The organism is Amycolatopsis kentuckyensis, from assembly GCF_041679295.1.
GTDB classification, from domain to species: Bacteria; Actinomycetota; Actinomycetes; order Mycobacteriales; family Pseudonocardiaceae; genus Amycolatopsis; species Amycolatopsis kentuckyensis_A.
Genome location: NZ_JBGDMD010000006.1, coordinates 647,185 through 669,071 on the forward strand (window position 1 = coordinate 647,185; position 21,887 = coordinate 669,071).

Consider the following 21,887-nt stretch of genomic DNA (forward strand, 5'->3'; position numbering starts at 1 on the left):
GGTCTCCTTGCCGAACCAAAGCCGGCAAGGAGGCCTTCACAAGAAATCAGAGGTACTGGCCCGTCCCCGAAATCCCCGGCCCGTGCCCATCGTGTCCATGCCCTGCCGCGGAAGGACCCGCCGGCAACCCCCGGCGCATCTGCTCCAGCTGGACCCGGGCCGCCATCTGCTGGGCGAACAGTGCCGTCTGGATTCCGCTGAACAACCCCTCCAGCCACCCCACCAGCTGCGCCTGGGCGATGCGCAGCTCCGCGTCCGAGGGGGTCGAGTCGTCCGTGAACGGGCGGACCAGGCGCTCCAGCTCGTCCTGGAGCTCCGGCGCCAACGATGCCGCCAGCTCCTTCACCGACGTCTGGTGGATCTCGCGCACCCGGGTGCGGGACGCGTCGTCCAGCGGGGCCGCGCGGACCTCCTCCAGCAGCTGCTTGATCATCGTGCCGATGCGCATCACCTTCGCCGGTTCTTCGACGAGGTCGCCGACCGACTCGGGGTGCTCGCCGTCCGGGGAGGTCGCGCCCACCGGGGTGCCGTCCGGGCCCACGACCACCACGTGGGGTGAAGATTCCTGGCCAGCGTCACCGGCTGTGAAGTTCGGCTCGGTCATGTGCTCCATCCTGGCTTGCGTCCACCACGCTCCGCGACACCCAAGGGGTGTCCGTCTCCGAGCGTAGCGGCTGAACGGGTTCCCGGTGGCTCTCCACCCAACCCCGGGCGCGCGGCGAAACCGCACGTCCGTACGGTGTCCCCATGGCGTTCGACGTCGCTCGTATCCGTGGGCTCTTTCCCGCGCTGGGTGACGGCTGGATTCACTTCGACGGCGCCGCCGGAATGCTGGTCCCGGAACAGGTCGCTTCGGCCGTTTCCACGGCGATGCGCGCCCCGGTGTCCGGGCCGGGCGGAGCGTTTCCGGCCTCACAACGCGCGGAAAGCATCGTGACCGCGGCCCGCCGGGCCGTGGCCGACCTGGTCGGGGCCGACCCGGCCGCCGTCGTGCTCGGGCCCAGCGCGCCGGTGATGCTGCGCCGGCTCTGCGACGCGCTCGCCGAGCGCTGGACCATCGGCGACGAAGTCGTCGTGTCGAGGCTCGACGAACAGGCGAACCTCGCGCCGTGGCAGCGGGCCGCGAAGCGCGTCGGCGCCGTCGTGCGCTGGGGCGAGATCGACATTGAAACGTGCGAACTCCCCGCGTGGCAGTACGAGCAGCTCGTGTCGGCGCGCACCAAGGCCGTCGCGGTCACGCTGGCGTCCGGGTCCGTCGGCACCCGGCCGGACGTGCCGACCATCATCGAGTTCGCCAAGCGCGTCGGCGCGCTGGTCGTCGTCGACGCCACCTACGCCGCGCCCTTCCTGCCGCTGGACATCAACGCGCTCGGCGCGGACGTCATGGTCGTCTCCGCGCAGGCGTGGGGCGGCCCGTCGGTGGGCGCGCTCGTCTTCCGCGACCCCGAGCTGATCGAGCGGATCCCGTCGGTCTCGCTCGACCCGATGGCGCGCGGCGCCGCCCGGCTCGAACTCGGCCCGCACGCCTACCCGCTGCTGGCCGGCCTGATCGCGTCGATCGACTACCTCGCCGGGCTCGACGACGCCGCCAGCGGGTCGCGCCGCGAGCGGCTGGTCACCTCGCTCGGCTCGGCGAAGTCGTACCACGCCGGCCTGCTCGCGCAGCTGTCGACGGAACTGCTGTCGCTGCGGCACATCATGGTCATCGGCAACGCCATGCGCCGCATCCCCGCGCTCGCCTTCGCCGTCGCCGGGAAGAAGGCGCCCGAAGTCGCCGAATATCTGGCTTCGCAAGGGTTGTGCGCCTTCGCCGATGACGGCACGGCAGGTGTCTTCGCGTCACTCGGCGTCGGAGAAGTGGGCGGCGCCGTGCGGATCGGGCTCGCCCACTACTCCAACGTCTTCGAGATCAACCAGCTCGTGCGCGTGCTCGAAGAACTCCGCTAAGACTTCGCCGCCAGCAGGACCTTCCCGAACACCGAGCCCTCTTCCAGGATCCGGTGCGCGGTCGCGGCTTCGGCCATCGGCACGACCTGGCCGACGATCGGCTTCACCAGACCGTCGGACACCAGCGGCCACAGGCGTTCCCGGACGTCGGCGACGATCGCCGCCTTCTGGTCCAGCGGCCGGAAGCGCAGGCCCGCCGCGAACACCGACGCCCGCTTGCCGAGCAGCGCGCCGACGTTCAGCTCGCCCTTCACCCCGCCCTGCATGCCGATGATCACCAGGCGGCCGTCCTGCTGCAGCGCGTCGACGTTGCGGCCGAGGTAGGACGCGCCCATGTTGTCGAGGATGACGTTCGCGCCACCCGTCTCCTGCTTGAGGACCTCGACGAAGTCCTGCTCCTTGTAATTGATCGTGATGTCGGCGCCGAGCTGGCGGCAGCTCTCGAGGCGGTCGGCCGAACCCGCGGTGACCGCGACGGTCGCGCCCAGCGCCTTGCCGACCTGGATGGCGTGCGTGCCGATCCCGCCGGCGCCGCCGTGGACCAGCAGCACCTCGCCCTCGGCGAGCTTGGCGTGCATCACGACGTTCGCCCACACCGTGCACGCCACCTCGGGCAGCCCGGCCGCGGCGATCAGGTCGACCTCGCCCGGCACCGGCAGCAGCTGCCCGGCCGGGATGACGGCCTTCTCCGCGTAGCCGCCGCCCGCGAGCAGCGCGCAGACCTCGTCGCCGACGTTCCAGCCCTCGACACCTTCGCCGAGTTCCGCGATCGTCCCGGAGCATTCGAGGCCCAGGGTTTCGCTCGCGCCCGGCGGCGGCGGGTAGTGGCCTTGGCGCTGCAGCAGGTCCGCCCGGTTCACCGCGCTCGCCGCGACGTCGACCAGCACTTCGCCGGGGCCGGGACGCGGATCCGCGACCTCCGCCCACTCGAGAACTTCCGGGTCACCTGGTTCACGGATGGTGATCGCGTACATGTGTCGACTGTATCCCGGGGGTCGAAGTTCCCGCCGAATGACGCATTGACGTACTTCTCATTCGGAACAAAGGTGAGCAACCATGTCACTCTTCCGAAAGAGATTCCTCCCTCCGGTGGCCATCGCCGCCGGTGCGACGCTGGTGCTCGGCCTGACCCCGGCCGCCGCCGCGACGACGGTCCCCGAAGGTCCCGCCCTGGCGAAGCAGCTCGTCAAGAAGGTCGACGTCAACGGCGTCAACCGGCACCTGATCGCCCTCCAGCGGATCGCCGACACCAACGGCGGCACCCGGGCGGCGAGCACCGAAGGCCACAAGAAGTCCGCCGAGTACATCGCCACCAAGCTCGAGGCGGCCGGCTTCCAGGTGACCCGCCAGGAGTTCCCGTTCACCTACTCGGAAACCCTGGCCGAGAAGCTGACCGCGGGCGGCCAGAACGTCCCGGTCATCGCGATGGAGTACACCGTCTCGACGCCCGTCGGCGGCATCACCGCGCCGCTCGCCGTGGTCGCCGTGGACGACACCAGCGGCTGCGAGGCCACCGACTACACCGCGGACGTCGCGGGCAAGATCGCGCTGATCAAGCGCGGTGGCTGCTCGTTCGCGCAGAAGCAGCAGACCGCCGCGGCGGCGGGCGCGATCGGCGCCATCGTCTACAACAACACCGACGGCGCGCTGAACGGGACGCTCGGCGGCCCGGAGAACGCGAAGATCCCGACCGGCGGCGTGACGGCGGCCGCGGGGGCGCAGCTGGCCACGCTCGGCGGGCAGAACGTGACCCTGGAGCTGCGCGCCTTCCAGGAGGCGCGGACCAGCTACAACGTCATCGCCGAGACCAAGACCGGCCGCAAGGACAACGTCGTGATGCTGGGGTCGCACCTCGACAGCGTCCCGGCCGGCCCGGGCATCAACGACAACGGCAGCGGCTCGGCGGCCCTGCTCGAGACCGCGCTGCAGCTGGGGAGCAGCCCGAAGGTCAACAACGGCGTCCGCTTCGGCTTCTGGAGCGCGGAGGAGTTCGGCCTGATCGGCTCGACCTACTACGTCGACCAGCTGACCTTCGAGCAGCAGCTCGACATCGCGCTGTACCTGAACTTCGACATGATCGGCTCGCCGAACGCCGGCTACTTCGCCTACGACGGCGACAACTCCGACGGCGTCGGCGCGGGCGCCGGCCCGTACGGCTCGGCGCAGATCGAGAAGACCTTCGTCGACTTCATGCAGGCCGCGCGGGGCGTGTCCGTCGAGGGCACCGACTTCACCGGCCGCTCGGACTACGGCGAGTTCATCGCCGTCGGCATCCCGGCCGGCGGCCTGGACACCGGCGCCGAGGTGCTGAAGACCCCGGCGCAGGCGGCGAAGTGGGGCGGCACGGCCGGCATCGCGTTCGACCCGTGCTACCACCAGGCCTGCGACAACCTGGGCAACATCGACCGGGTCGCGCTGGACCGCAACGCGGACGGCGTCGCCTGGGCCCTCGGCGTCTACGCGACGAGCACCGAGAGCATCAACGGCGTCCAGCCCGGCAAGGCCAAGTCGAAGTCGCTGACGGCGCAGAAGCGGTCGACCCAGCGGTCCCTCACGGCGCACGCCGCGGGTGACCCGCACGCGCTCGCTTCCTGAGGACAGACCGAAGGGGCCGGCCCGGGTTCGGGACGGCCCCTTCGTCGTGTCTTAGCCCAGGTTGTTCGTGCCGAAGGTGTCGCAGCGGGCCGGGTCACCGGTCTGGAAGCCGGTGGTGAACCACTTCTTGCGCTGCGCGGACGTACCGTGGGTGAACTTCGAGCGGTCGACCTGGCCGCCGCCGAGGTTCTGCTGGATGTAGTCGTCGCCGATCCGGGACGCGGTGTCCAGCGCGGAGTTGATGTCGTCCTGCGTGACGTCGGTGATCAGCGGCTTGCCGCTCTCGGTCGGCGTCGTCGAGGCGTGGTTGGCCCAGACGCCGGCGTAGCAGTCGGCCTGCAGTTCGAGGCGCACCGAACCGGACGTCGGGCCGGTGCCGGTGCCCTTCTTCGAGGTGCCGAGCAGGTTCTGCACGTGGTGGCCGTACTCGTGGGCGAGGACGTACGCCTCGGTGAAGAGGCCGCCTTGCGCGCCGAAGCGGGTCTTCAGCTCGTCGAAGAAGGAGAGGTCGATGTAGACCTCGGAGTCGGCCGGGCAGTAGAACGGGCCGGTGTCGGAAGTCGCGCTGCCGCAGCCGGTGCGCACGCCGCCGTTGAAGAAGTTCGTCGGCGCCTTCCGGTAGGTCGAGCCGGAGCGGGAGAACTGCTGCGTCCAGTAGTCCTGGACGGAGTTGACGATCGCGACGATCGCGCAGTCGTGGTTCTTGTTGGCGTCCGCGCCGGTCCGGCACTCGCTGGAGAGCTTCGAGTTGTCGACCTGCTGGCCGGCGCCGACGCCGCCGAGCCCGCCGCTCAGGCCGCTGCCGCCGGTGCTCACCCCGCCGAGCTGGGAGAGCACGAAGTAGATGATCACCCCGACGACACCCAACCCACCGCCGCCGAGCGCAACGCGGCCGCCGATCCCGCCGCCGCCTCCACCGCTTCCGCGCAGGTCCTGGACTTCGGAGGCGTCCAGGCCGGCGTCGTCGTCGAATCTCACCCGCAGATATTAACGAGCCTGGGCCTGGCCGTCGCGCTGGCGGCCGGACCCAGGCTCTTGTACCGAGGTTTGTCTTTGGTCGAGCGGTTGGCCGCGACCGGGCCGGCGTTCAGGCGCTGTCGTCACGACTGCCGAGGTCGTGACCCGATACAGGCCAGATCGACGCCGTATGCGTGAACGCATGGAAGCCCGCGCGTGTGTGGCTGTCCTCAATCGCGCCCGGCCCGTTCTTGAGCCGTTCCGGTCGCGGGGCGCAGCCGGCGGTCAACCGCGAGGATCACCCGCCACGCAACCACCTGACCTCTCCCGGCGGGGAGCCGGGCCGGCACGTCACCGTCGCCGCGCCCTACCCTGGCCGACCATCCGCCGACAAGCAGAATGCGCCTTTTCCGGCCGAGTCTCAACCTTTTCGTAACCCCACCTTCGGGCGATGTTGCGGCCGCGTTTTCAGCCGCGCGCAGTTCGGACTCGGACCGCGCGGTCCCTTGATCAGCGTTCTAGGCTGCCTTATGAGCGAGGAGCGGCCTGTGCGTTGGTTGAACGAAGCCGAGATGGCGGCGTGGCGCTCCTACATCGTGGCGACGCTGCGGTTGCGGCAGCGGCTGCACCGCGAACTGGCCGAACGGCACGACGTGTCGCTGACCGACTACGAGGTGCTCGTCTGCCTGGAGATGCAGGACCGCCACCGGATGCGGATGTCGGAACTGGCGGTGCTGATGGGGTCGACGAAGAGCCGGCTGTCCCACCAGGTCGGCCGCCTCGAGGACGCGGGCGTGGTCCGGCGCGTGCGTGACCCCGAGGACAAGCGCGGCGTCATCACGGAACTGACGGAAGACGGCAAGGCCCTGCTGGAGAAGGCGGCGCCAACGCACGTGGAAGGGGTGCGCGAGCACCTGATCGACCTGCTGAGCCCCGAGGAGCAGGCGACGATCGCCGCGGCGTTCGACCGGGTGCTGGGCCACTTGTCCGACGTGGACGGCTGAACCCGGGCGCGGCTACTCCGCGCCCGGGGTCCGGAGCGGTAGCGGTGGGATTCGAACCCACGGAGAGGTTGCCCCCTCGCATGTTTTCAAGACATGTTCCTTCGGCCGCTCGGACACGCTACCTCGCCCCACGAGGGTAGCCGACGAAGTTCGCCGAGCTGCCCGGGCGGCCTCCCGACGCGGGACGCGACGGGCTTGCCGAGCGTGGATGTGGTTGCCCGGGCACGGGTTCCGGTGGGGACTTCCGGTGGCCGCCCGGCTCGGAGCCGACCGGCCGGAGCGGCCCACCGCGGACCGCTGGCTTACCGCGGACCGCCGGCCCAGCGCGCACCGCGGGCACGCCGCAAACCCCAGCCCCGCAGGCCTAACTCCAGCTGAGCCTCAACGCCGCCCCTTGCGCCCTCCCCGCTTCCGCCGCCGGGGTCCGGGTCGCCGGGTCGAGGGGGTTCGCGCCGATCGCTGCCACCGAGGCTTCGTCCGGGACGACCAGCGCCACCTCCGCGCCCGCCGCGCGCAGATCCTCCAGCACCTCCGGCAACGGCTTCTCCATCGGAAACGGCGAATCCGCCGCTCCCAGCGGGGACACCACCGTGACGCGGGTGCAGCCCGTCGCGTAGTCGGCGTTGTCGGCCGAGCGGACGCCGCCGTCCACGTACCGCTTGCCCTCGATCGTCACCGCCGGCCAGATGCCCGGGACCGCGCAGCTCGCCGCCACCGCGTCGACCAGCGGTACCCCCGACGCGCGGTCGAACCGGTGGGGCTCACCGGTCGAGGCGTCCACCGCCACGATCACCACTCGCTGCTCCGGCCATTCGTGCACCGGCAGCCGTTCCGCGACCACCGCCCGGCGGTCGGCTTCGGGCACCGTCTCCGCCGTCAGCGCGAGCCGGCTCACCGCGCGCCGGACCTCGGCCGGGGTCGCCGCGCCGGTGACCGCGCCGCCGAACTCCGCCGCGAACTTTTCGAAGTCGACCTCCACCGGGATCTCCCGGGTCTGCCGCGCCGGGTCCGCTTGGCGCGCGTACAGCTCCGCCAGCGCCACCCCGCTCGTCACCTGCGCCGCGACCACCGAGCCCGCCGACGTCCCGACCAGCAGGTCCGCGCCCGTCAGGTCCTGGCCGTGCTCGGCCAGCCCGGTCAGCAACCCCGTCATCCACGCGACGCCGGCGACTCCGCCGCCGCCCAGCACCAAACCCTGTCCGCCCATGCGTCCAGCCTAGCGACGGGGTCCGACAATCTACGGCCGCTTGAGCGCCTGGGCCGCGATCCGCGCCCGGACCTCGGGACGGCGCAGCGGCGGCACGGTCGCCGGCGGCTGACGGCGTTCGGGCAGCTGCTCCAGCAGTTCCGCGGTGATCCGCGTGATCTCGGCGACCGCCGCCTCGAACGGCTCGCGCGTGGCGTCCGACAGCGACTGCACGCCGGTCACCTTGCGGACGTACTGACGGGCCGCGGCCTCGATCTCCTCGCCCGTCGCGGCCGGCTGGAGCCCCCGGAGGGTGGTGATGTTTCGGCACATGCCGCCCAGGGTACGTCGCTTCGGAGGTCCCGATCACACGGTCGGGTAGGGCCGGGCGAACCTCGTTGACGCCCGAACCCGCGCTTGGGCAATGTCGGGGAAGTGCCCCTCAGACCGCGTCCCTTCCGCTCCGCCCGCCCCGAACCCCGCATCCTCGAAGAAGAGGCGCCGGAAACCCCGATCCCCGAACAGGCTTGGCCGAGGGTGCGGGCCGATGAGCTGGTCACCCTCGTGGCACACGTCTTCGCCGCGCACGGCTTCCCCGAAGCGCGCGCCCGCATCGCCGCGGAAGCGCTCTGCCACGGCGACCTGACCGGCTCGCCCGACACCGGCGTCGCCGACCTGACCCGCGTCCACCTGCCCCTGCTGGAATCCGGGCTGGTCGTGCCGCACGCCCAGCCGCTGATGATCGCCGACCGCGGGGCCGCCGCGCTGATCGACTACCGCCGCGCGCCCGGGCTCTGGGCCGTCGGCGACGCGATGGACCGGGCGGTGACGCGCGCCGGCCGGTTCGGCGTCGGGCTGATTTCGCTGCGCGGGGTCGGGCCGTTCGGCCGGGCCGGGCACCACGCCGCCCGCGCGCTGCCGCACGCCATGATCGGCCTGGTGCTCGCCGCGGGCGGGGAACCGGGCCAGCCGGTGAACCCGCTGGGCATGGCCGCGCCCGGGGGCGCGTACCCCGAGTTCGTCTTCGACATGGACAAGCCGGGCGCGGAAGCCGCCGGGCTGACGCTGCTGGTCGAGGTCCTCGCCGGCGTGCTCTCCGGCGTCGCCGACCACGAGCACGACACCGGCCTGCTGGTGCTGGCGATCGCGCCGACGACGCTGCGCAGCGCCGACGGCTTCTACCGCGCGGCCAGCGCCCTCTTCGGCAGCATGCTCGGCTGGGAGGGCGGCGCGCCGATCCGCTACCCCGGCTGGCGCGAGGCCCAGCACCTGGAGCAGTGCCGGGCGCTGGGGGTGCCGCTGCCCGGCCCGGTGCGCCGCGAGCTGGATGCGCTGGCCGCGTCGATCGGCCTGCCGCCGCTGACCAGCGTCGGCTAGGAGACCAGGACGACCTTGCCGCGGTCCGCGCCCACCGCCACGACGTCGCCGTCGGTCAGCTGGCGGCCGCGGCGGGTCTCCACCTCGCCGTTGACCGTGACCTCTTCGGCGTCGATCAGGTCCTTCGCGTGGGAGCCGTCTTCGGCGAGACCGGCCAGCTTGAGGAACTGGCCGAGCCGGATGGGCTCGCCGGTGATGGGTACGTCGACGGGATCGTTCATACGCGCATCATGCCCGGGCGGTCGTCTGCCGGTAGAGGGCCTGGACGTCCGTGTCGAAGTAGCTCGAATACGACGTGTCCGGGTCGTCGCCGCCGTACTCGAAGCCGCCGATGACGCCGACGACCGTGCCGAGGCGGGTCTTCGGGTCCTGCCCGGTGACCCACGGTCCGCCGCTGGTGCCGGTCGGGAAGCCCGCGCAGTCGACCTTCAGCTGGTAGGTGTCCTGCCGGCTCGTGGTGTTCTGGCAGACCGCCGGCACCTCGGAGTCGTCCGGGTAGCCGGTGAGCGTGATGTCCTGCTCGAACGCCGTGCCGGTGGCCAGGGTGTTCGCGCCGACCAGGCTTTCCAGGGTCTTCGTGGCCCCGGCCTGGTGCGCGGTCGCGAACCCGACGTCGAGGTCCGGGTCCGACGACGCGCTCCAGCCGGGCGCGACGAGCTCGTCGGCCACCGTCCAGTAGCCGAACGGCGCGACGCCGTCGTGGTAGCCGGGCGCGAAGGTGACGCCGGTGAGGTAGTCGCCGCCCTCGCCGTCGTGGATGCAGTGGGCCGCGGTCAGCAGCACGTCGCCCTGGTCGCTGTGGACGACGCTGGCGGTGCAGTAGTGGGCGCCGTCGAGGAACAGGGCGCCGACCGCCGGGCTGGACACCGCGGGCAGGTCGGGCGTCGAAACCGGCGCCGCTTCGACGACCCCGGTGTCCGGCGGGGTCGCGCCCGCCGTCCGCGCCGGCCGCGTCGCGAAGACGACGAAGGCCGCGCCGAGCAGCAGGACCGCGGCGAGGGTGAGCAGGACGGCGGGCCGCCGCACGCGCATCGCCTCCTCGTCGTCTTCCGTCCCGATCACCTTAAGGTGCCGCACCGACACTTTCGGCGCACCCACAGCAAGCTCACAGCCGCTAGTATCCGTAACTCCGGAGTAACACCCCAGGGAGGGCCGATGAAGCAGTTCGCGGGCAAGGTCGTGGTGGTCACCGGAGCGGGCTCGGGGATCGGGCGGGCGCTCTCGCTCGAGTTCGCGCGCCGCGGGGCACGGGTCGCCCTCTCGGACGTCAACTCCGCGAACGCGGAGGAGACCGCGAAGCTGGCCGGCGACAACGCCCGCGCGTACACCTTGGACGTCGCCGACCGCGCCGCCGTGCTCAGCCACGCCGACGAGGTCGCCGAGGAGTTCGGCCGCGTCAACGTCGTCGTGAACAACGCGGGTGTCGCCCTGGGCGCGACCGTCGAGGAGATGACTTTCGAGGACTTCGACTGGCTGCTGGGCATCAACCTCGGCGGCGTCGTGAACGGCACGAAGGCGTTCCTCCCGCACCTGATCGCGTCCGGCGACGGGCACGTCGTGAACATTTCCAGCGTCTTCGGCTTCGTCGGCGTCCCGACGCAGAGCGCGTACAACGCGGCGAAGTTCGCCGTCCGCGGATTCACCGAAGCGCTGCGCGAAGAAATGCTGATCGCGCGCCATCCGGTCGCGGTCAGCTGCGTGCACCCCGGTGGGATCAAGACGAACATCGTGCGCAACGCGCGCAGCATCGCCGACGACCAGGAGCAGGCGGCCGAGGGCTTCGAACGCATCGCGCGGACGACGCCGGAGAAGGCGGCGCAGACGATCCTGCGCGGCATCGAACGGAAGTCCGCGCGGATCCTCATCGGACCGGACGCCTACGTCATCGACGCGATCCCGCGCGTGCTCGGCTCGGCGTACCAGCGGCCGTTGGCGATCCTCGCGCGCATGGGACTCAAGCAAATGGGGAGCTGACTTTCACTCATTCAGGTTGCCTTTCGGACAGCGTCGTCCGAAATGGTCCAGAATGCGTGGGGTCCGCGCGTCGCCCGTACCGGAGGTCCCCGATGCTTCGCACCGCACCGCGCAGTGCGACCCGTTCGTCCAGCGACCGCACCGCGGTGGAACTGCTGGACCGCACCGGCATCGTCGCCGCGAGCCTGCCCCGGCGCCGCCGCACCGACGACGACGTCGTGGCCGCCGAGCCGATCTTCACCCGGCCGCCGGTGTGCGACCAGGACCTGCGGCCGAAGTCGGTGGTGATCCGGCGCCGCGCCCGCACGTGGCTGGGCAGCGGCGCGGCGGTGCTGCTCGTCGCGGCCGGCTGGCTCGCCGGCGGCCTGGCCACCGGCAGCCTGTTCGGCTCGGCCCCGGCCGACGTCGCCCAGCTGGACCCGCGCCCGGCCGTCGCGGAAGCACCGGCGCCTCAGCCGCAAGCCCCGCAGGCGCCGGTGGCGACGCCGCCCCCGACGACCGTGTTCGTCCCGGTGCCCGCGAAGCCGGCGCCGAAGAACGTCCAGGCGCAGGCGAAACCGCAGCCGAAGAAGAAGCCGGCGGAAACCGACGAAGCCCGCGTCGACCTGCCTTCACCGGCGCCGACGTCGGCCAACCTCGTCCAGTCCTGGGTCGGCGTGGCCGAAAGCATGATGCAGCAGTACCAGTACCGCGCGGACACGACGACCACGCGCCGCTGACGTCAGGCGTCGCTCCAGCGGTATTCGTGCTCCGGGCGCCCGGTGGCGCCGTAGCGCAGGCGCATCTGGACCGTCCCCGACTCGGCGAGCGCCGTCAGGTACCGCTGCGCCGTCGCCCGCGCCATGCCCAGCTCGCCCGCGACCTCCGCGGCCGACAGCGGCCGCCCGGCGCGCCGCAGCTGCTCCGAGACCAGCCGGGACGTCGCCGTCGACTGGCCCTTCGGGGCCGACGTGCGGTCCTGGTCGTGCAGCACCCGGTACGCGCGGTCGACGTCGTCCTGGGCGAACGCGCGGTCTTCGGCGAGCAGGCCGCGGAAACGGGCGTACGACGTCAGCCGTTCCGCGAGCTGGCGCGTGGTGAACGGCTTGATCAGGTAGTTCAGCGCGCCGGCCCGGATCGCCGCGGCCACCGACGCGCTGTCGGTCGCCGCGGACAGCACGATCGTGTCGGTCTGCAGCTCCGGGAGCACCGCGAGGCCGGACTCGTCGGGCAGGTAGACGTCGAGCAGGATCAGGTCGGGCGCGAGCTCGCGGACGCGGGCGCGGGCCTCGGCCGCGGTGTGCGCGGTGCCGACCACCGCGAACCCCTCGACCTCTTCGACGAACCCGGCGTGCACCCCGGCGACCCGGAAGTCGTCGTCGACGATGAGCGTGCGGATCATCCGTCCTCCGTCAGCATTCCGGGCAGTTTCGCGACGAACAGGGCACCCGTCTCGCCGTCGCCGGGAGCGGCCAGCCAGACGTCGCCACCGTGGGCGCGCGCGGCCTGGCGGGCCAGCGCCAGCCCGAGCCCGTGGCCGGGCGCGATCTTCGTCGAGACACCTTCGTCGAACAACGTCCTCCGCAGGTCTTCCGGCACGCCGGGCCCACTGTCCACAACGGACAGGTGCAGGGTGTCGCCCTCGGCCAGCAGGCTGATTTCGACGGTCGCCGGCCGCCGCGGGCCCATCCGGGCGGCGTGCAGCGCGTTGTCGACGAGGTTGCCGATCACGGTGTTCGCGGCGATCGGATCGGTCACGGTCGTGGGCACCCAGGTGTCGTCGGCGAGCTTGAGCGTGAGCCCCTTTTCCTGCGCCTGCTCGGTTTTCGCGACGAGCAGCGCCTGGAGGTACGGGTCGGCGACGGCGTCGCCCAGCTCGCTCGGCCGCGCCGACGGCGAGTCCGTCAGCGTCTGCAGGTACTCGACGGCCTCGGTGTGGTGGCCGAGCTGGAGCAGCCCGTAGAGCGTGTGGAGCCGGTTGGCGAACTCGTGCCGCTGGGCGCGCAGGCCGTCGGAGAGGGCGCGGATGCCGTCGAGCTCGCGGGTGAGCGTGTCGAGGTCGGTGCGGTCGCGGAAGGTCAGCACCGTGCCGATGTCCCGGTCGTCCAGCCGGACCGTGCGCGAGTTGATCACCAGCACCCGGTTTCCGGCCACGGCAAGGAGGTTGTCGACCGGGCGTCCCTCGGCGACGGCCTTGTGCAGCCGCGGCGAGAGCTCCAGTTCGGAAAGACCCGCGCCGAGCGGGAGTTCGGTGCCGAGCAGGCGTTCGGCCTCGTCGTTGCGCACCGAAACGCGGTTCGCCTCGTCGACGGCGAGCACACCCTCGCCGATCCCGTGCAGCACGGCTTCGCGTTCGTAGAGCAGCTCGGTCAGTTCGTGCGGTTCGAGGCCGTGCGTGACGCGCCGCAGCCGCCGGTTCAGCAGCGCCGACGCGCCCGCGCCGAGCAGCAGCGCGCCACCGGCGAACAGCAGCGTGATCACCAGCAGGCGGTTGAAGTCGCCGGTCGGGTCGCCGACCTCGAAGCCGACGCTGACCTCGCCGACCACCCGCTGCCCCTGCCAGATCGGCGTCTTGCTGCGCACCGAAAGGCCGAGCGTGCCGCTCTGCACCGCGCTGACTTCGTCGCCGCCGGCGAGGGCGACGTCCGGTGGGGTGCTGACCCGCTGCCCGATGAGGCTTTCCGTCGGGTGCGCGAGCCGGATGCCCTCGTCGTCGGTGATCACGACGAACAAAGCCTCGTTGGCCTTCGTGACGGCGAGGACGCGCTCCTCCAGGGCACCGCCGGGGAGCTTCGCGGCCGCGTTCGCGACGACGACCGGGTCCGCGGCGACGGACTTCGCGATGGCCAGCGCCCGGCGGCCGTACTGGTCGGTGAGCGTGTGGCTCAGCAGCACGCTGACCAGCGCGACGCCGATCCCGACGACGAGGAGGACCACGCCGATCTGCAGCAGCAGCACCTGCCTGCTGAACCGCATCCGCGGGAAGAGCGCCCACTTTGGCATGGCTCGGAACCATACCCCCTGGTCAGCGCCGTGCGCTAAATGAGCAAAACATTCAGAACGCACAGCTCGCGCGGAGAACGTCGACAAGCTTCACGTCCGCGCCACACGTACTTAACGTCCTCTCCCAACGCGTGACCCCCACCACGTGACGAAGGAGTCACTTCCCCATGGTTCCCCCACTGATCGAACTCACCGGAGCCACCAAACGGTTCCCGAGCGGGTCCGGTTCCGTGCACACGGCCGTCCGCGATCTGACCATGACCGTGCAGCCCGGCGAGTTCGTCGCCGTCGTCGGCCCCACGGGGTGCGGCAAGTCGACGACGCTCTCGCTGGTCTCCGGGCTGCAGCCGCCGTCCGCCGGCAGGGTGCGGGTGAACGGCGAGGAGGTGAAGTCCATTCCGGACGGGGTCGGCTACATGTTCCAGACCGACGCGGTGATGCCGTGGCGGTCGGTGCTCGACAACGTGGCGTCCGGCCCGCGCTTCCGCGGGGTGCCGAAGGCCGAGGCCCGCGAGCAGGCCGTCGACTGGATCGCCCGCGTCGGGCTCGCCGGGTTCGAGAAGTACTACCCGCACCAGCTCTCCGGCGGCATGCGCAAGCGCGTCGCGCTGGCCCAGACCCTGGTCACCAAGCCGAAGATCATGCTGATGGACGAGCCGTTCTCCGCGCTCGACGTCCAGACGCGGGCGCTGATGCAGGACGAGCTGCTGCGGCTGTGGTCCGGTTCGGGCGCGGCGGTCATCTTCGTGACGCACGACCTCGACGAGGCGATCGCCCTGGCGGACAAGGTCGTCGTGCTGACGACGTCGCCGGCCACCGTCAAGGACGTCTTCGAGATTCCCCTGGAGCGGCCGCGGAAGGTCGAGGACCTCCGGCTCACCGAGGAGTTCCGAAAGCTCTACGCGGACATCTGGGAATCACTGCGCAGCGAGGTCGACAAGGCCCGCGAGAAGGGAGCGACCAATGTCGCTTGAGACCCCCGCGGCGCCGGCCACTTCCTTGCCGGTGCTGGAAACCGAGCAGGACATCCTGACGAAGGCCAGGCGGGCCACGTCCCGGCGGCGGCGCAACACCTGGCTGCTGCGGCTGGCCCTGGTGGTCGTCTGGCTCGGCAGCTGGGAGGTGACCGCGACCTACTGGATCGACCCGTTCTTCTACTCGAAGCCGTCCCGCATCTGGCAGCGGCTGGTCGAGTGGGTCACCAGCGGCACCGACTTCGGCTCGCTCTGGTACCAGCTGTGGGTCACCGTCGAAGAGGCGCTGGTCGGCTTCGCGATTGGTGCGGTCGCCGGCGTGATCTTCGGCGTGATCCTGGGCCGCAGCCAGTACCTGGCCGACGTGCTCGCGCCGTTCATCAAGGCCGCCAACGCGGTCCCGCGCATCGTGCTCGCCTCGCTGTTCGTGATCTGGTTCGGCCTCGGGCTGGCGTCGAAGGTCGCCACCGTCGTCGTGCTCGTGTTCTTCGTGGTGTTCTTCAACGCCTTCACCGGCGCCCGCGAGGTGGACCGCAACCTGATCGACAACGCGCGCATCCTCGGTGCGGGCCGGATGCAGGTGATCAAGGCGATCGTGCTGCCGAGCGCGACGTCGTGGATCCTCTCGTCGCTGCACACGGCGTTCGGCTTCGCGCTGATCGGCGCGGTCGTCGGCGAGTACGCCGGGTCCAAGGCGGGCATCGGCTTCCTCATCTCGAACGCGCAGGGCACGTTCGACTCGGCAGGCATCTACGCCGCCATGATCATCATCACCGTCGTCGCACTGGTCGCCGAGTGGGGCATCGGAAACCTCGAGAACCGGCTGCTGCGGTGGCGGCCCTCGATGTCCACCTCCAGCCAGACCGTCATCTGAAAGGACCGAATCGATGAGGATTCGCCGGATCGCCGTCGCGGTCACCGCGCTGACCGCGGTGGCCGGGCTGACCACCGCGTGCCAGGACTCCCGCGTCGCCGCCACGGGCGAAGGGGGCAAGCCGAAGGTCACGATCATGGTCGGTGGCCTGGAGAAGGTCATCTACCTGCCCGCCATGCTCACCCAGCAGCTCGGCAACTTCGCCGCGCAGGGCATCGACGTCGAGCTGCAGAGCGAGCAGTCGGGTGCCAACGCCGAGACCGCGCTCGTCGCCGGGCAGGTGCAGGGCGTGGTCGGGTTCTACGACCACACGATCGACCTGCAGGCCAAGGACCAGTGCATCAAGAGCGTGGTCCAGCTGGCCAACATCCCGGGTGAGGCCGAGGTCGTCGGCACCGCGCACGCCGACGCGATCAAGAGCTCAGCCGACTTCAAGGGCAAGAAGCTGGGCGTGACCTCGCTCGGGTCGTCCACCGACTTCCTCACGAAGGCGCTGGCGGCCAAGGCGGGCGTCGGGGCAGACCAGTACACGCCGGTGAAGGTCGGCGCCGGGCAGACGTTCATCGCCAGCCTGGACAACGGCGGCATCGACGGCGGCATGACGACCGACCCGACGATCGCGCAGCTGACCAACACGGGCAAGGCGAAGGTGCTCTACGACCTGCGGACGCCCGAGGGCACGAAGGCCGCGCTGGGCGGGCTGTACCCGGCGTCGTCGCTGTACATGAGCTGCGACTTCGTGGACCGGAACAAGGACGCCGTGCAGAAGCTGGCCAACGCCTTCGTGGCCACGCTGAAGTGGATCGACCAGCACAGCCCGGAGGAGATCGCGGCGAAGATGCCGCCGTCCTACAGCGGTGGCGACAAGGCGCTGTACGTCAAGTCCGTAAAGGACAGCATCGGGATGTTCAACGGCGACGGAAAGATGGACGCCGACGGCGCGAAGAACGTGCTCGAGGTGCTTTCCAGCTTCTCGAAGAACGTGCAGCCGAAGAAGGATTCGATCGACCTCTCGAAGACGTACACGACCGAGTTCGTCGACGCGGCCGCGAAGCAGGGCTAGCAAGCCCCGCTCACCTGACCGGGCGGTTGGTGAGCGAAATGGACCCGTAAAGGCCTCTTTCCCCCGCGGAGGCCTTTACGGGTCTTTTCGGACAATGGGAAGACCATTCGAAAGTAGCTACCTTCTTTTCGGTGCGGATCCAACACTTGGAGACACGGTTTTCCCGGTCCCCATCGGTGAACGGAGTCCCCGCATGTCCAGAATCCTTTCGTCGCGTGCTGCCCGCGTCCTCACGGCCGTCGCCGCGGCCGCCGCCGGCCTCGCCGTCTCCGGTACCGCGCACGCCGCGGTCGAGTACGGCTCTCACTCTTTTGATGAACACCGTCACGGCCACCAGTTCTCCGGCGGCAACTGGGGCGGTTACGTCAGCTTCGGCAGCTTCACGACGGCGACGGCGAGCTGGACCGAACCGTCGGTGAGCTGCCGGTCGACCAACGACCTGTTCGCGCCGTGGGTCGGCATCGACGGCGACGGATCGTCCACAGTGGAACAGACCGGCGTCGAGACGGACTGCTCGAGCGGACGTCCGGTCTACTCCGCCTGGTACGAGATGTACCCGGCCGCGCCGGTGTACTACAACGTGTCGGTCAGCGCGGGCGACCACATCACCGCGACGGTGACGCGCACGGCCACGAACACCTACCGGCTGGACCTGTCCGACACGACCAAGGGCTGGACCAAGACGACCACGAAGTCTCTGACGTCGAAGCACGCGTCGGCGGAGGCGATCATCGAGTCGCCGACGGACTCCTACCCGACCATTTCGGGCGGGATCACGTTCACCGGAGTCAAGTTCAACGGGACGAACCTGGCCTCGACCAGCCCGTCCGCGCTGAACGCCGACGACCGCGGCACGAACACGTGGATCCCGGGCGCGATCGGCTCGGACGGCCAGAGCTTCACGATCTCGCGGCACTGAATCATTTGAGGTTGTTGATCGCCCAGGCGACCACCATCACCGCGAGGATGAGCGAGATGACGGCCTGCAGCATCATCGTCATCTTCGCCCAGATCCGCAGCGGCATGACGTCGGTGGGGCTGAAGGCGGCCGCGTTGGTGAACGAGAAGTAGAGGTAGTCCAGGTAGGACGGTTCCCAGTCCTGGTGCGCCAGGTCCGGGTCGGCCATCTGCGGGAACTGCAGGTCGGGGAACTCCGCCCGGCCTGCGGCCCGCCGGCCGGGACCCCCGCGGTCGAACTCCCAGTACCACAGCGAGAAGGCGACGATGTTCGTCCAGTAGACGATCCCGCCGGTGACCAGCACGGCGCCGGCGTGGTCGCCGATCGTGCCGGCCGCGATGCGGTAGACGAGCGTGACGGCGGAACCGGCGTTCACCGCGGTCACGGCGGCGACGAGCAGCAGCGAGATGACCCGCTCGACGGCGCTGAACTGCGACATCCGGCCCGGGTTGGCCAGCAGCAGCGCGACGACGAGCAGGCCCGAGACGGCGGGCAGCAGCCACCACGGCTGCAGCGCCATGTCGTCGGGCAGGACGACCTGCAGCACGAGGGTGGCGACGACGACGCCCATCGCGGGCCAGCGCGTCTCCCCGGAGGTCCGCCGGCGCCAGGCGGGAAGTGCCTCTTCTGTCACGCGCTCAAAGTAGGACGACCCGGCCCGGCTAGCCAGCCGGTGCCGTCGTCACCTCGCCGGGCAGCTTCCTCGCCACGTCCGTCCGGGAGCGGGCCCCGAGTTTTCGCAGCACCTTCGCGACGTGCTGTTCGACCGTGCGCGGCGAGAGGAACAGCCCGTCCGCGATCTCCCGGTTGGTCCGTCCCTCCGCGAGCATCCGCGCGACTTCGCGTTCCCGCGGCGACAACTCGCTCCCGTACCCGCGTCGGCCGCGTTGCGAAGGCGCCCATGCGCCGTGCTCACGCAGCTGGTGACGGCAGCGTCCGGCATCGCGGGTGGCTCCGAGCTGCTCGTACGCCTCGGCCGCCGCGGTCAGCTCCTCGACGGCGTCCCGGTTGCCGGCGGCGAGGCGGCACATCGCCGCCCGCTCGCGCATGGCGGTCGCCGGGTAGGGCATCGGCAGGGCCGCGTATCCGGACGCGGCTTCGTCGAACAGCGTCGCCGCGGCCAGGTGCTTGCCCCGCGCTTCCAGCAACACGGCTCGGCCGGCCACCAACGCGGCCGCGGCGACCGGCGCGTCCCGGCCGTCGATCCCGCGGGCGAACGCCTCGACCACGCTGTCCGCCTCGGGCCAGCGCCCGGCCCGCGCGTACGCCTGCGCCGCCGCCGGAACCAGCGCCGCCGCCCAGATCCAGACGCCCTTGCGCCCGGCCGCGGCCACCGCCGTGTCGGCCACCGCGCACGCGCCGTCGACGTCGTCGGTCGCCAGCAGCACCGAGATCAGCACCCCGGCGGCCGACAGCACGACCGGGATCGGCCCGCGGTCCGGCGCGTGCACGCTCGCCGCGGTCAGGTGCCGTTGCGCGGCGGCGAACTCCCCGCGCACGGCCGCGAGCCCGCCGAGCACCAGCGATGACTCCATGACGATCGGGCCCAGCTCCGGATAGCTGTCGCGCAGCTGCTCGGCGGCTTCGGCGAGCCCGGACCAGCGCCCGCGCACCCAGTCCAGCCGGACGCGGGTGCCCTGGATCAGGCCGATCGCGTACAACGCGCCCGCGTCCGTCGCGCGCCGGACGCCTTCGGTCACCAGCCGCTCCGCACGGTCGAGGTGACCCGCCCACGACTGGCCGTCGGCGAGGTTGCACCACAGCCGGGCCAGCTGGACGCGCTCGGCGACCGTGCCGACGGTGTCCGGGAGCGCCTCGAACTCCGCCCACGCCGAGCCGTCCCCGACGTGCGACGCCGCCGCGATGCGGTCTGCGGTCAGCGCGAGCCGCAGCTCGGGGTCGTCGAGCCGCTCGTACACCTCACCCGCGCGGGCGCGCCAGGATTCGTGCCACGACAACGGCGTCAGGCCGTCGATCGGCTGGGCGAGCAGCGTGATCCCGCGCGCGGCGAGGTCGGGCCGGTCGGTCAGCTCGCCGACCGCGCGCTCGACCTCGAGCCGGCCGCGACCGAGCCCGCCGATGGTCCGGACCTGCAGCATGCCGAGGCTCAGCCGGATCGAGCCGCGGACCGACGGCGGCAGCGTCACCTCTTCGAGGACCCGCTGGAGCGTGCCGATCACGTCGGGGCGGAAGCCCCGCAACGCGACTTGGCTCAGCTTGCCGGCGACGCGCCCGATGTCCGACTGCGCCGGGCCGGGCTCGGCGAGCACCGACTGGAGGAGGTCGATCGCGCGGGACGTCTCGCCGCGGGTGACGGCCTCGTCCGCGGCGGCTTCGGCGTAGTGCCGCCACTGGTCGACGCGGCCGGCCGCGCGGGAATGCCGTGCCAGCAGGGTCAACGGCGGTGCCGGTTGCGCGGCGAGCACGCGGATCGCCTGCGCGTGCAGCAATGCGCGTTCGGGCCCGCTCACCGTGTCGTAGACCGCCTTGCGCGCCAACGGATGCCGGAAGCCGTACTTGCTGTCACCGACTTCACCGAGCACCCCACCGGACAACGCGGCGAGCAGCGCGGTGCGGAGGGAGTCGTCCGAGAGCCCGGCCAGCTCACCGAGCACGGCGGCTTCGGCACCGACGCCGAGCACCGCGGCCGCGCCCGCGAGCCGGACGGCGTGCTCGGGGAGCGCGGCCAGCCGTTCGGTGACGGCTTCCCGCAGCAGCACCGGCACTTCGAGGTTCTCCAGCATCCGGTCGGAGAGGACTTCGCCGACCGGCAGCCGCTCGGCCGCTTCGCGCAGGGCCCGCAGGGTTTCTTCGACCACGAACGGGATCCCGGCGGTGCACTCGTGCAGCTTCACAGCGAACTCGTCGGTGACGCGGGGCAGGTCGAGGAGTTCGACCGCGAGCGCGCGTACGGCGGCGACGTCGAGCGCGCCGAGCGCGACCCGTGCGGAGTGGACGGCCTGGTCGGTCCGGAAGGGGGCGCCGAGCGGGCCGGGCCGCACGTCGGTCGCCGACCGGTAGGTGGCCACCACGGCCAGCTCCGGCGGCATCGAGCCGGCGAGGAACCGCATGAGGTCGCGGGTGTCCTCGTCGGCCCACTGGAGGTCGTCGATCAGCACGAGCGTGGGGCCGCAGGCCTGCAGGAGCTCCCGCACCGCGCGGAAGACGCGGTGGCGTTCGGCGACCGGGTCGGGCAGGGGATCGGGGCGCGGAGGAAGCGCTTCCGCGAGCTCCGGCAGCAACGGCCGCAGCACGCCGGCGACCGGGCTCAGCGGCCCGAGCGGGGCGTCGCCGACCTCGCGAAGCGCTTCCAGAACGGGTCCGTAGGGGAACGGTTCCCGCAGCGGCTGGCAGGCGCCGGTGAGGACGCGGCCGCCGTCGAACTCCTTGCGGCGCCCGATCTCCGCGAGCAGCCGGGTGCGGCCCATGCCGGGCTCGCCCTCGATGAGCACGGCGGCCGGGCGCCGCTTGAGCACGTCGACGATGGCGTCGAGCTCGGAGTCGCGGCCGGTCAGCCGGGCGGGTCCCGACCGGACGCTCACCGTGGTGGGGCGGGGAGCCGTCAGCCACATAACCGACCTCCTCGACGCCTACCGGGGTGTGGCGCGGAGCCTAAGCAGCGCTCGACGCTCCGTAAACCATTAACCGACTAGGTGGTAAGTACTGCCGTCACACGTCCGCCTACCCGCTGTCACCGGTTTGCCGCGGGATCGGGCGGTCTGGGCTCACCGCGCGTACGAAACTTCGGCGTTTTGCCCGTTCCGGCGCTGCTTAACACGTTCAGGGAGGTGTGTTGACTACTCAAAGTAGTCCAAGGAAACCCTACTTAAGGACCTGTCCGACCGGGTGACAGCCGCCGGTCCGGACCGCTTGGAGCAGGGGATTCGTCCGGGGTGAATGCGTATACCCATTCGCCGGGCGCCCGGATTGCACCGTAACGCCCACTGCGGGGACCCTCACCCGGGGGAGTACCACTGCGTGGCCGGTGCAGAGCCG

The 21,887-nt window shown here is 71.2% G+C and carries 21 protein-coding genes and 1 tRNA gene; 10 read left to right on the plus strand and 12 right to left on the minus strand.

The window, feature by feature from the left end; translation table 11 throughout:
* Positions 1–46 precede the first annotated feature (46 nt).
* Entirely contained in the window at positions 47–613 is a 567-nt protein-coding gene (locus ACERZO_RS28270) for a bacterial proteasome activator family protein (protein ID WP_372667784.1), read from the minus strand.
* A gap of 134 nt (positions 614–747) precedes the next feature.
* Here ACERZO_RS28270 and ACERZO_RS28275 point away from each other — a divergent pair, with 134 nt between their 5' ends.
* Positions 748–1,947, plus strand: coding sequence for a cysteine desulfurase-like protein (locus tag ACERZO_RS28275; protein WP_372667785.1), 1,200 nt, complete (start codon positions 748–750; stop codon positions 1,945–1,947).
* Here ACERZO_RS28275 and ACERZO_RS28280 read toward each other — a convergent pair.
* Entirely contained in the window at positions 1,944–2,921 is a 978-nt protein-coding gene (locus tag ACERZO_RS28280) for an NAD(P)H-quinone oxidoreductase (protein ID WP_372667786.1), read from the minus strand. The genes ACERZO_RS28275 and ACERZO_RS28280 overlap by 4 nt on opposite strands.
* 82 nt (positions 2,922–3,003) lie before the next feature.
* On the opposite strand from ACERZO_RS28280, the gene ACERZO_RS28285 reads away from it, so the two are divergent.
* Positions 3,004–4,542: a M28 family metallopeptidase gene (locus ACERZO_RS28285; RefSeq protein WP_372667787.1), complete on the plus strand. Its 1,539-nt coding sequence runs from the start codon at positions 3,004–3,006 to the stop codon at positions 4,540–4,542.
* A 51-nt stretch (positions 4,543–4,593) separates the two neighbouring features.
* Here ACERZO_RS28285 and ypfJ read toward each other — a convergent pair whose 3' ends face one another.
* Positions 4,594–5,520, minus strand: a complete 927-nt coding sequence (gene ypfJ, locus ACERZO_RS28290; protein WP_372667788.1) for a KPN_02809 family neutral zinc metallopeptidase — start codon at positions 5,518–5,520, stop codon at positions 4,594–4,596.
* Between the two features lie 509 nt (positions 5,521–6,029).
* On the opposite strand from ypfJ, the gene ACERZO_RS28295 reads away from it, so the two are divergent.
* Positions 6,030–6,503: a MarR family winged helix-turn-helix transcriptional regulator gene (locus ACERZO_RS28295; RefSeq protein ID WP_372667789.1), complete on the plus strand. Its 474-nt coding sequence runs from the start codon at positions 6,030–6,032 to the stop codon at positions 6,501–6,503.
* Between the two features lie 36 nt (positions 6,504–6,539).
* Here ACERZO_RS28295 and ACERZO_RS28300 read toward each other — a convergent pair.
* The 3 genes from ACERZO_RS28300 to ACERZO_RS28310 form a co-directional block, all read right to left on the minus strand.
* A tRNA-Ser gene (locus tag ACERZO_RS28300) sits at positions 6,540–6,626 on the minus strand.
* A 241-nt stretch (positions 6,627–6,867) separates the two neighbouring features.
* A complete protein-coding gene (locus tag ACERZO_RS28305; protein ID WP_372667790.1) occupies positions 6,868–7,710 on the minus strand; it encodes a patatin-like phospholipase family protein in 843 nt (280 codons plus the stop codon).
* A gap of 30 nt (positions 7,711–7,740) precedes the next feature.
* Positions 7,741–8,022: a DUF2277 domain-containing protein gene (locus tag ACERZO_RS28310; protein ID WP_086675629.1), complete on the minus strand. Its 282-nt coding sequence runs from the start codon at positions 8,020–8,022 to the stop codon at positions 7,741–7,743.
* Between the two features lie 102 nt (positions 8,023–8,124).
* Here ACERZO_RS28310 and ACERZO_RS28315 point away from each other — a divergent pair, with 102 nt between their 5' ends.
* Complete coding sequence (locus tag ACERZO_RS28315; protein ID WP_372667791.1) at positions 8,125–9,066, plus strand: Ldh family oxidoreductase; 942 nt, start codon at positions 8,125–8,127, stop codon at positions 9,064–9,066.
* Here ACERZO_RS28315 and ACERZO_RS28320 read toward each other — a convergent pair.
* The gene (locus ACERZO_RS28320; RefSeq protein ID WP_372667792.1) at positions 9,063–9,287 is read right to left on the minus strand and encodes an RNA-binding S4 domain-containing protein; all 225 of its coding nucleotides are present in this window, start codon (positions 9,285–9,287) and stop codon (positions 9,063–9,065) included. The genes ACERZO_RS28315 and ACERZO_RS28320 overlap by 4 nt on opposite strands.
* A 7-nt stretch (positions 9,288–9,294) precedes the next feature.
* Positions 9,295–10,098: a trypsin-like serine peptidase gene (locus tag ACERZO_RS28325; protein ID WP_372667908.1), complete on the minus strand. Its 804-nt coding sequence runs from the start codon at positions 10,096–10,098 to the stop codon at positions 9,295–9,297.
* Between the two features lie 123 nt (positions 10,099–10,221).
* Between ACERZO_RS28325 and ACERZO_RS28330 the strand changes: the two genes are divergently transcribed.
* Positions 10,222–11,040, plus strand: coding sequence for an SDR family oxidoreductase (locus ACERZO_RS28330; protein ID WP_372667793.1), 819 nt, complete (start codon positions 10,222–10,224; stop codon positions 11,038–11,040).
* 92 nt (positions 11,041–11,132) lie between these two features.
* Positions 11,133–11,759 (plus strand): hypothetical protein, encoded by a 627-nt coding sequence (locus tag ACERZO_RS28335; RefSeq protein ID WP_372667794.1) that lies wholly within the window; start codon positions 11,133–11,135, stop codon positions 11,757–11,759.
* A gap of 2 nt (positions 11,760–11,761) precedes the next feature.
* On the opposite strand, the gene ACERZO_RS28340 is transcribed toward ACERZO_RS28335, so the two are convergent.
* Positions 11,762–12,421, minus strand: coding sequence for a response regulator (locus ACERZO_RS28340; protein ID WP_372667795.1), 660 nt, complete (start codon positions 12,419–12,421; stop codon positions 11,762–11,764).
* Complete coding sequence (locus ACERZO_RS28345; RefSeq protein WP_372667909.1) at positions 12,418–13,995, minus strand: sensor histidine kinase; 1,578 nt, start codon at positions 13,993–13,995, stop codon at positions 12,418–12,420. Before ACERZO_RS28345 ends, ACERZO_RS28340 begins: the two co-directional genes overlap by 4 nt.
* A gap of 194 nt (positions 13,996–14,189) precedes the next feature.
* Between ACERZO_RS28345 and ACERZO_RS28350 the strand changes: the two genes are divergently transcribed.
* The 4 genes from ACERZO_RS28350 to ACERZO_RS28365 all read left to right on the plus strand — a co-directional run bounded on the left by ACERZO_RS28350 (position 14,190) and on the right by ACERZO_RS28365 (position 17,852).
* Complete coding sequence (locus tag ACERZO_RS28350; protein ID WP_372667796.1) at positions 14,190–14,996, plus strand: ABC transporter ATP-binding protein; 807 nt, start codon at positions 14,190–14,192, stop codon at positions 14,994–14,996.
* Positions 14,986–15,870 carry an ABC transporter permease gene (locus tag ACERZO_RS28355; protein WP_372667797.1) on the plus strand — a complete coding sequence of 295 codons (885 nt, stop codon included), beginning with the start codon at positions 14,986–14,988 and terminating at the stop codon, positions 15,868–15,870. The genes ACERZO_RS28350 and ACERZO_RS28355 overlap by 11 nt, the downstream gene beginning before the upstream one ends.
* A gap of 13 nt (positions 15,871–15,883) precedes the next feature.
* On the plus strand, positions 15,884–16,933 hold the full coding sequence (locus ACERZO_RS28360; protein WP_372667798.1) for an ABC transporter substrate-binding protein: 1,050 nt from the start codon (positions 15,884–15,886) through the stop codon (positions 16,931–16,933).
* 193 nt (positions 16,934–17,126) lie between these two features.
* A complete protein-coding gene (locus ACERZO_RS28365) occupies positions 17,127–17,852 on the plus strand; it encodes a G1 family glutamic endopeptidase (protein ID WP_372667799.1) in 726 nt (241 codons plus the stop codon).
* Position 17,853: 1 nt separating this feature from the next.
* Here the strand turns inward: ACERZO_RS28365 and ACERZO_RS28370 are convergent, their stop codons facing one another.
* Together ACERZO_RS28370 and ACERZO_RS28375 are read right to left on the minus strand one after the other, a co-directional pair.
* Entirely contained in the window at positions 17,854–18,462 is a 609-nt protein-coding gene (locus ACERZO_RS28370) for a hypothetical protein (protein ID WP_372667910.1), read from the minus strand.
* A 91-nt stretch (positions 18,463–18,553) separates the two neighbouring features.
* Positions 18,554–21,463, minus strand: coding sequence for an ATP-binding protein (locus ACERZO_RS28375; protein ID WP_372667800.1), 2,910 nt, complete (start codon positions 21,461–21,463; stop codon positions 18,554–18,556).
* Positions 21,464–21,887: the final 424 nt, after the last annotated feature.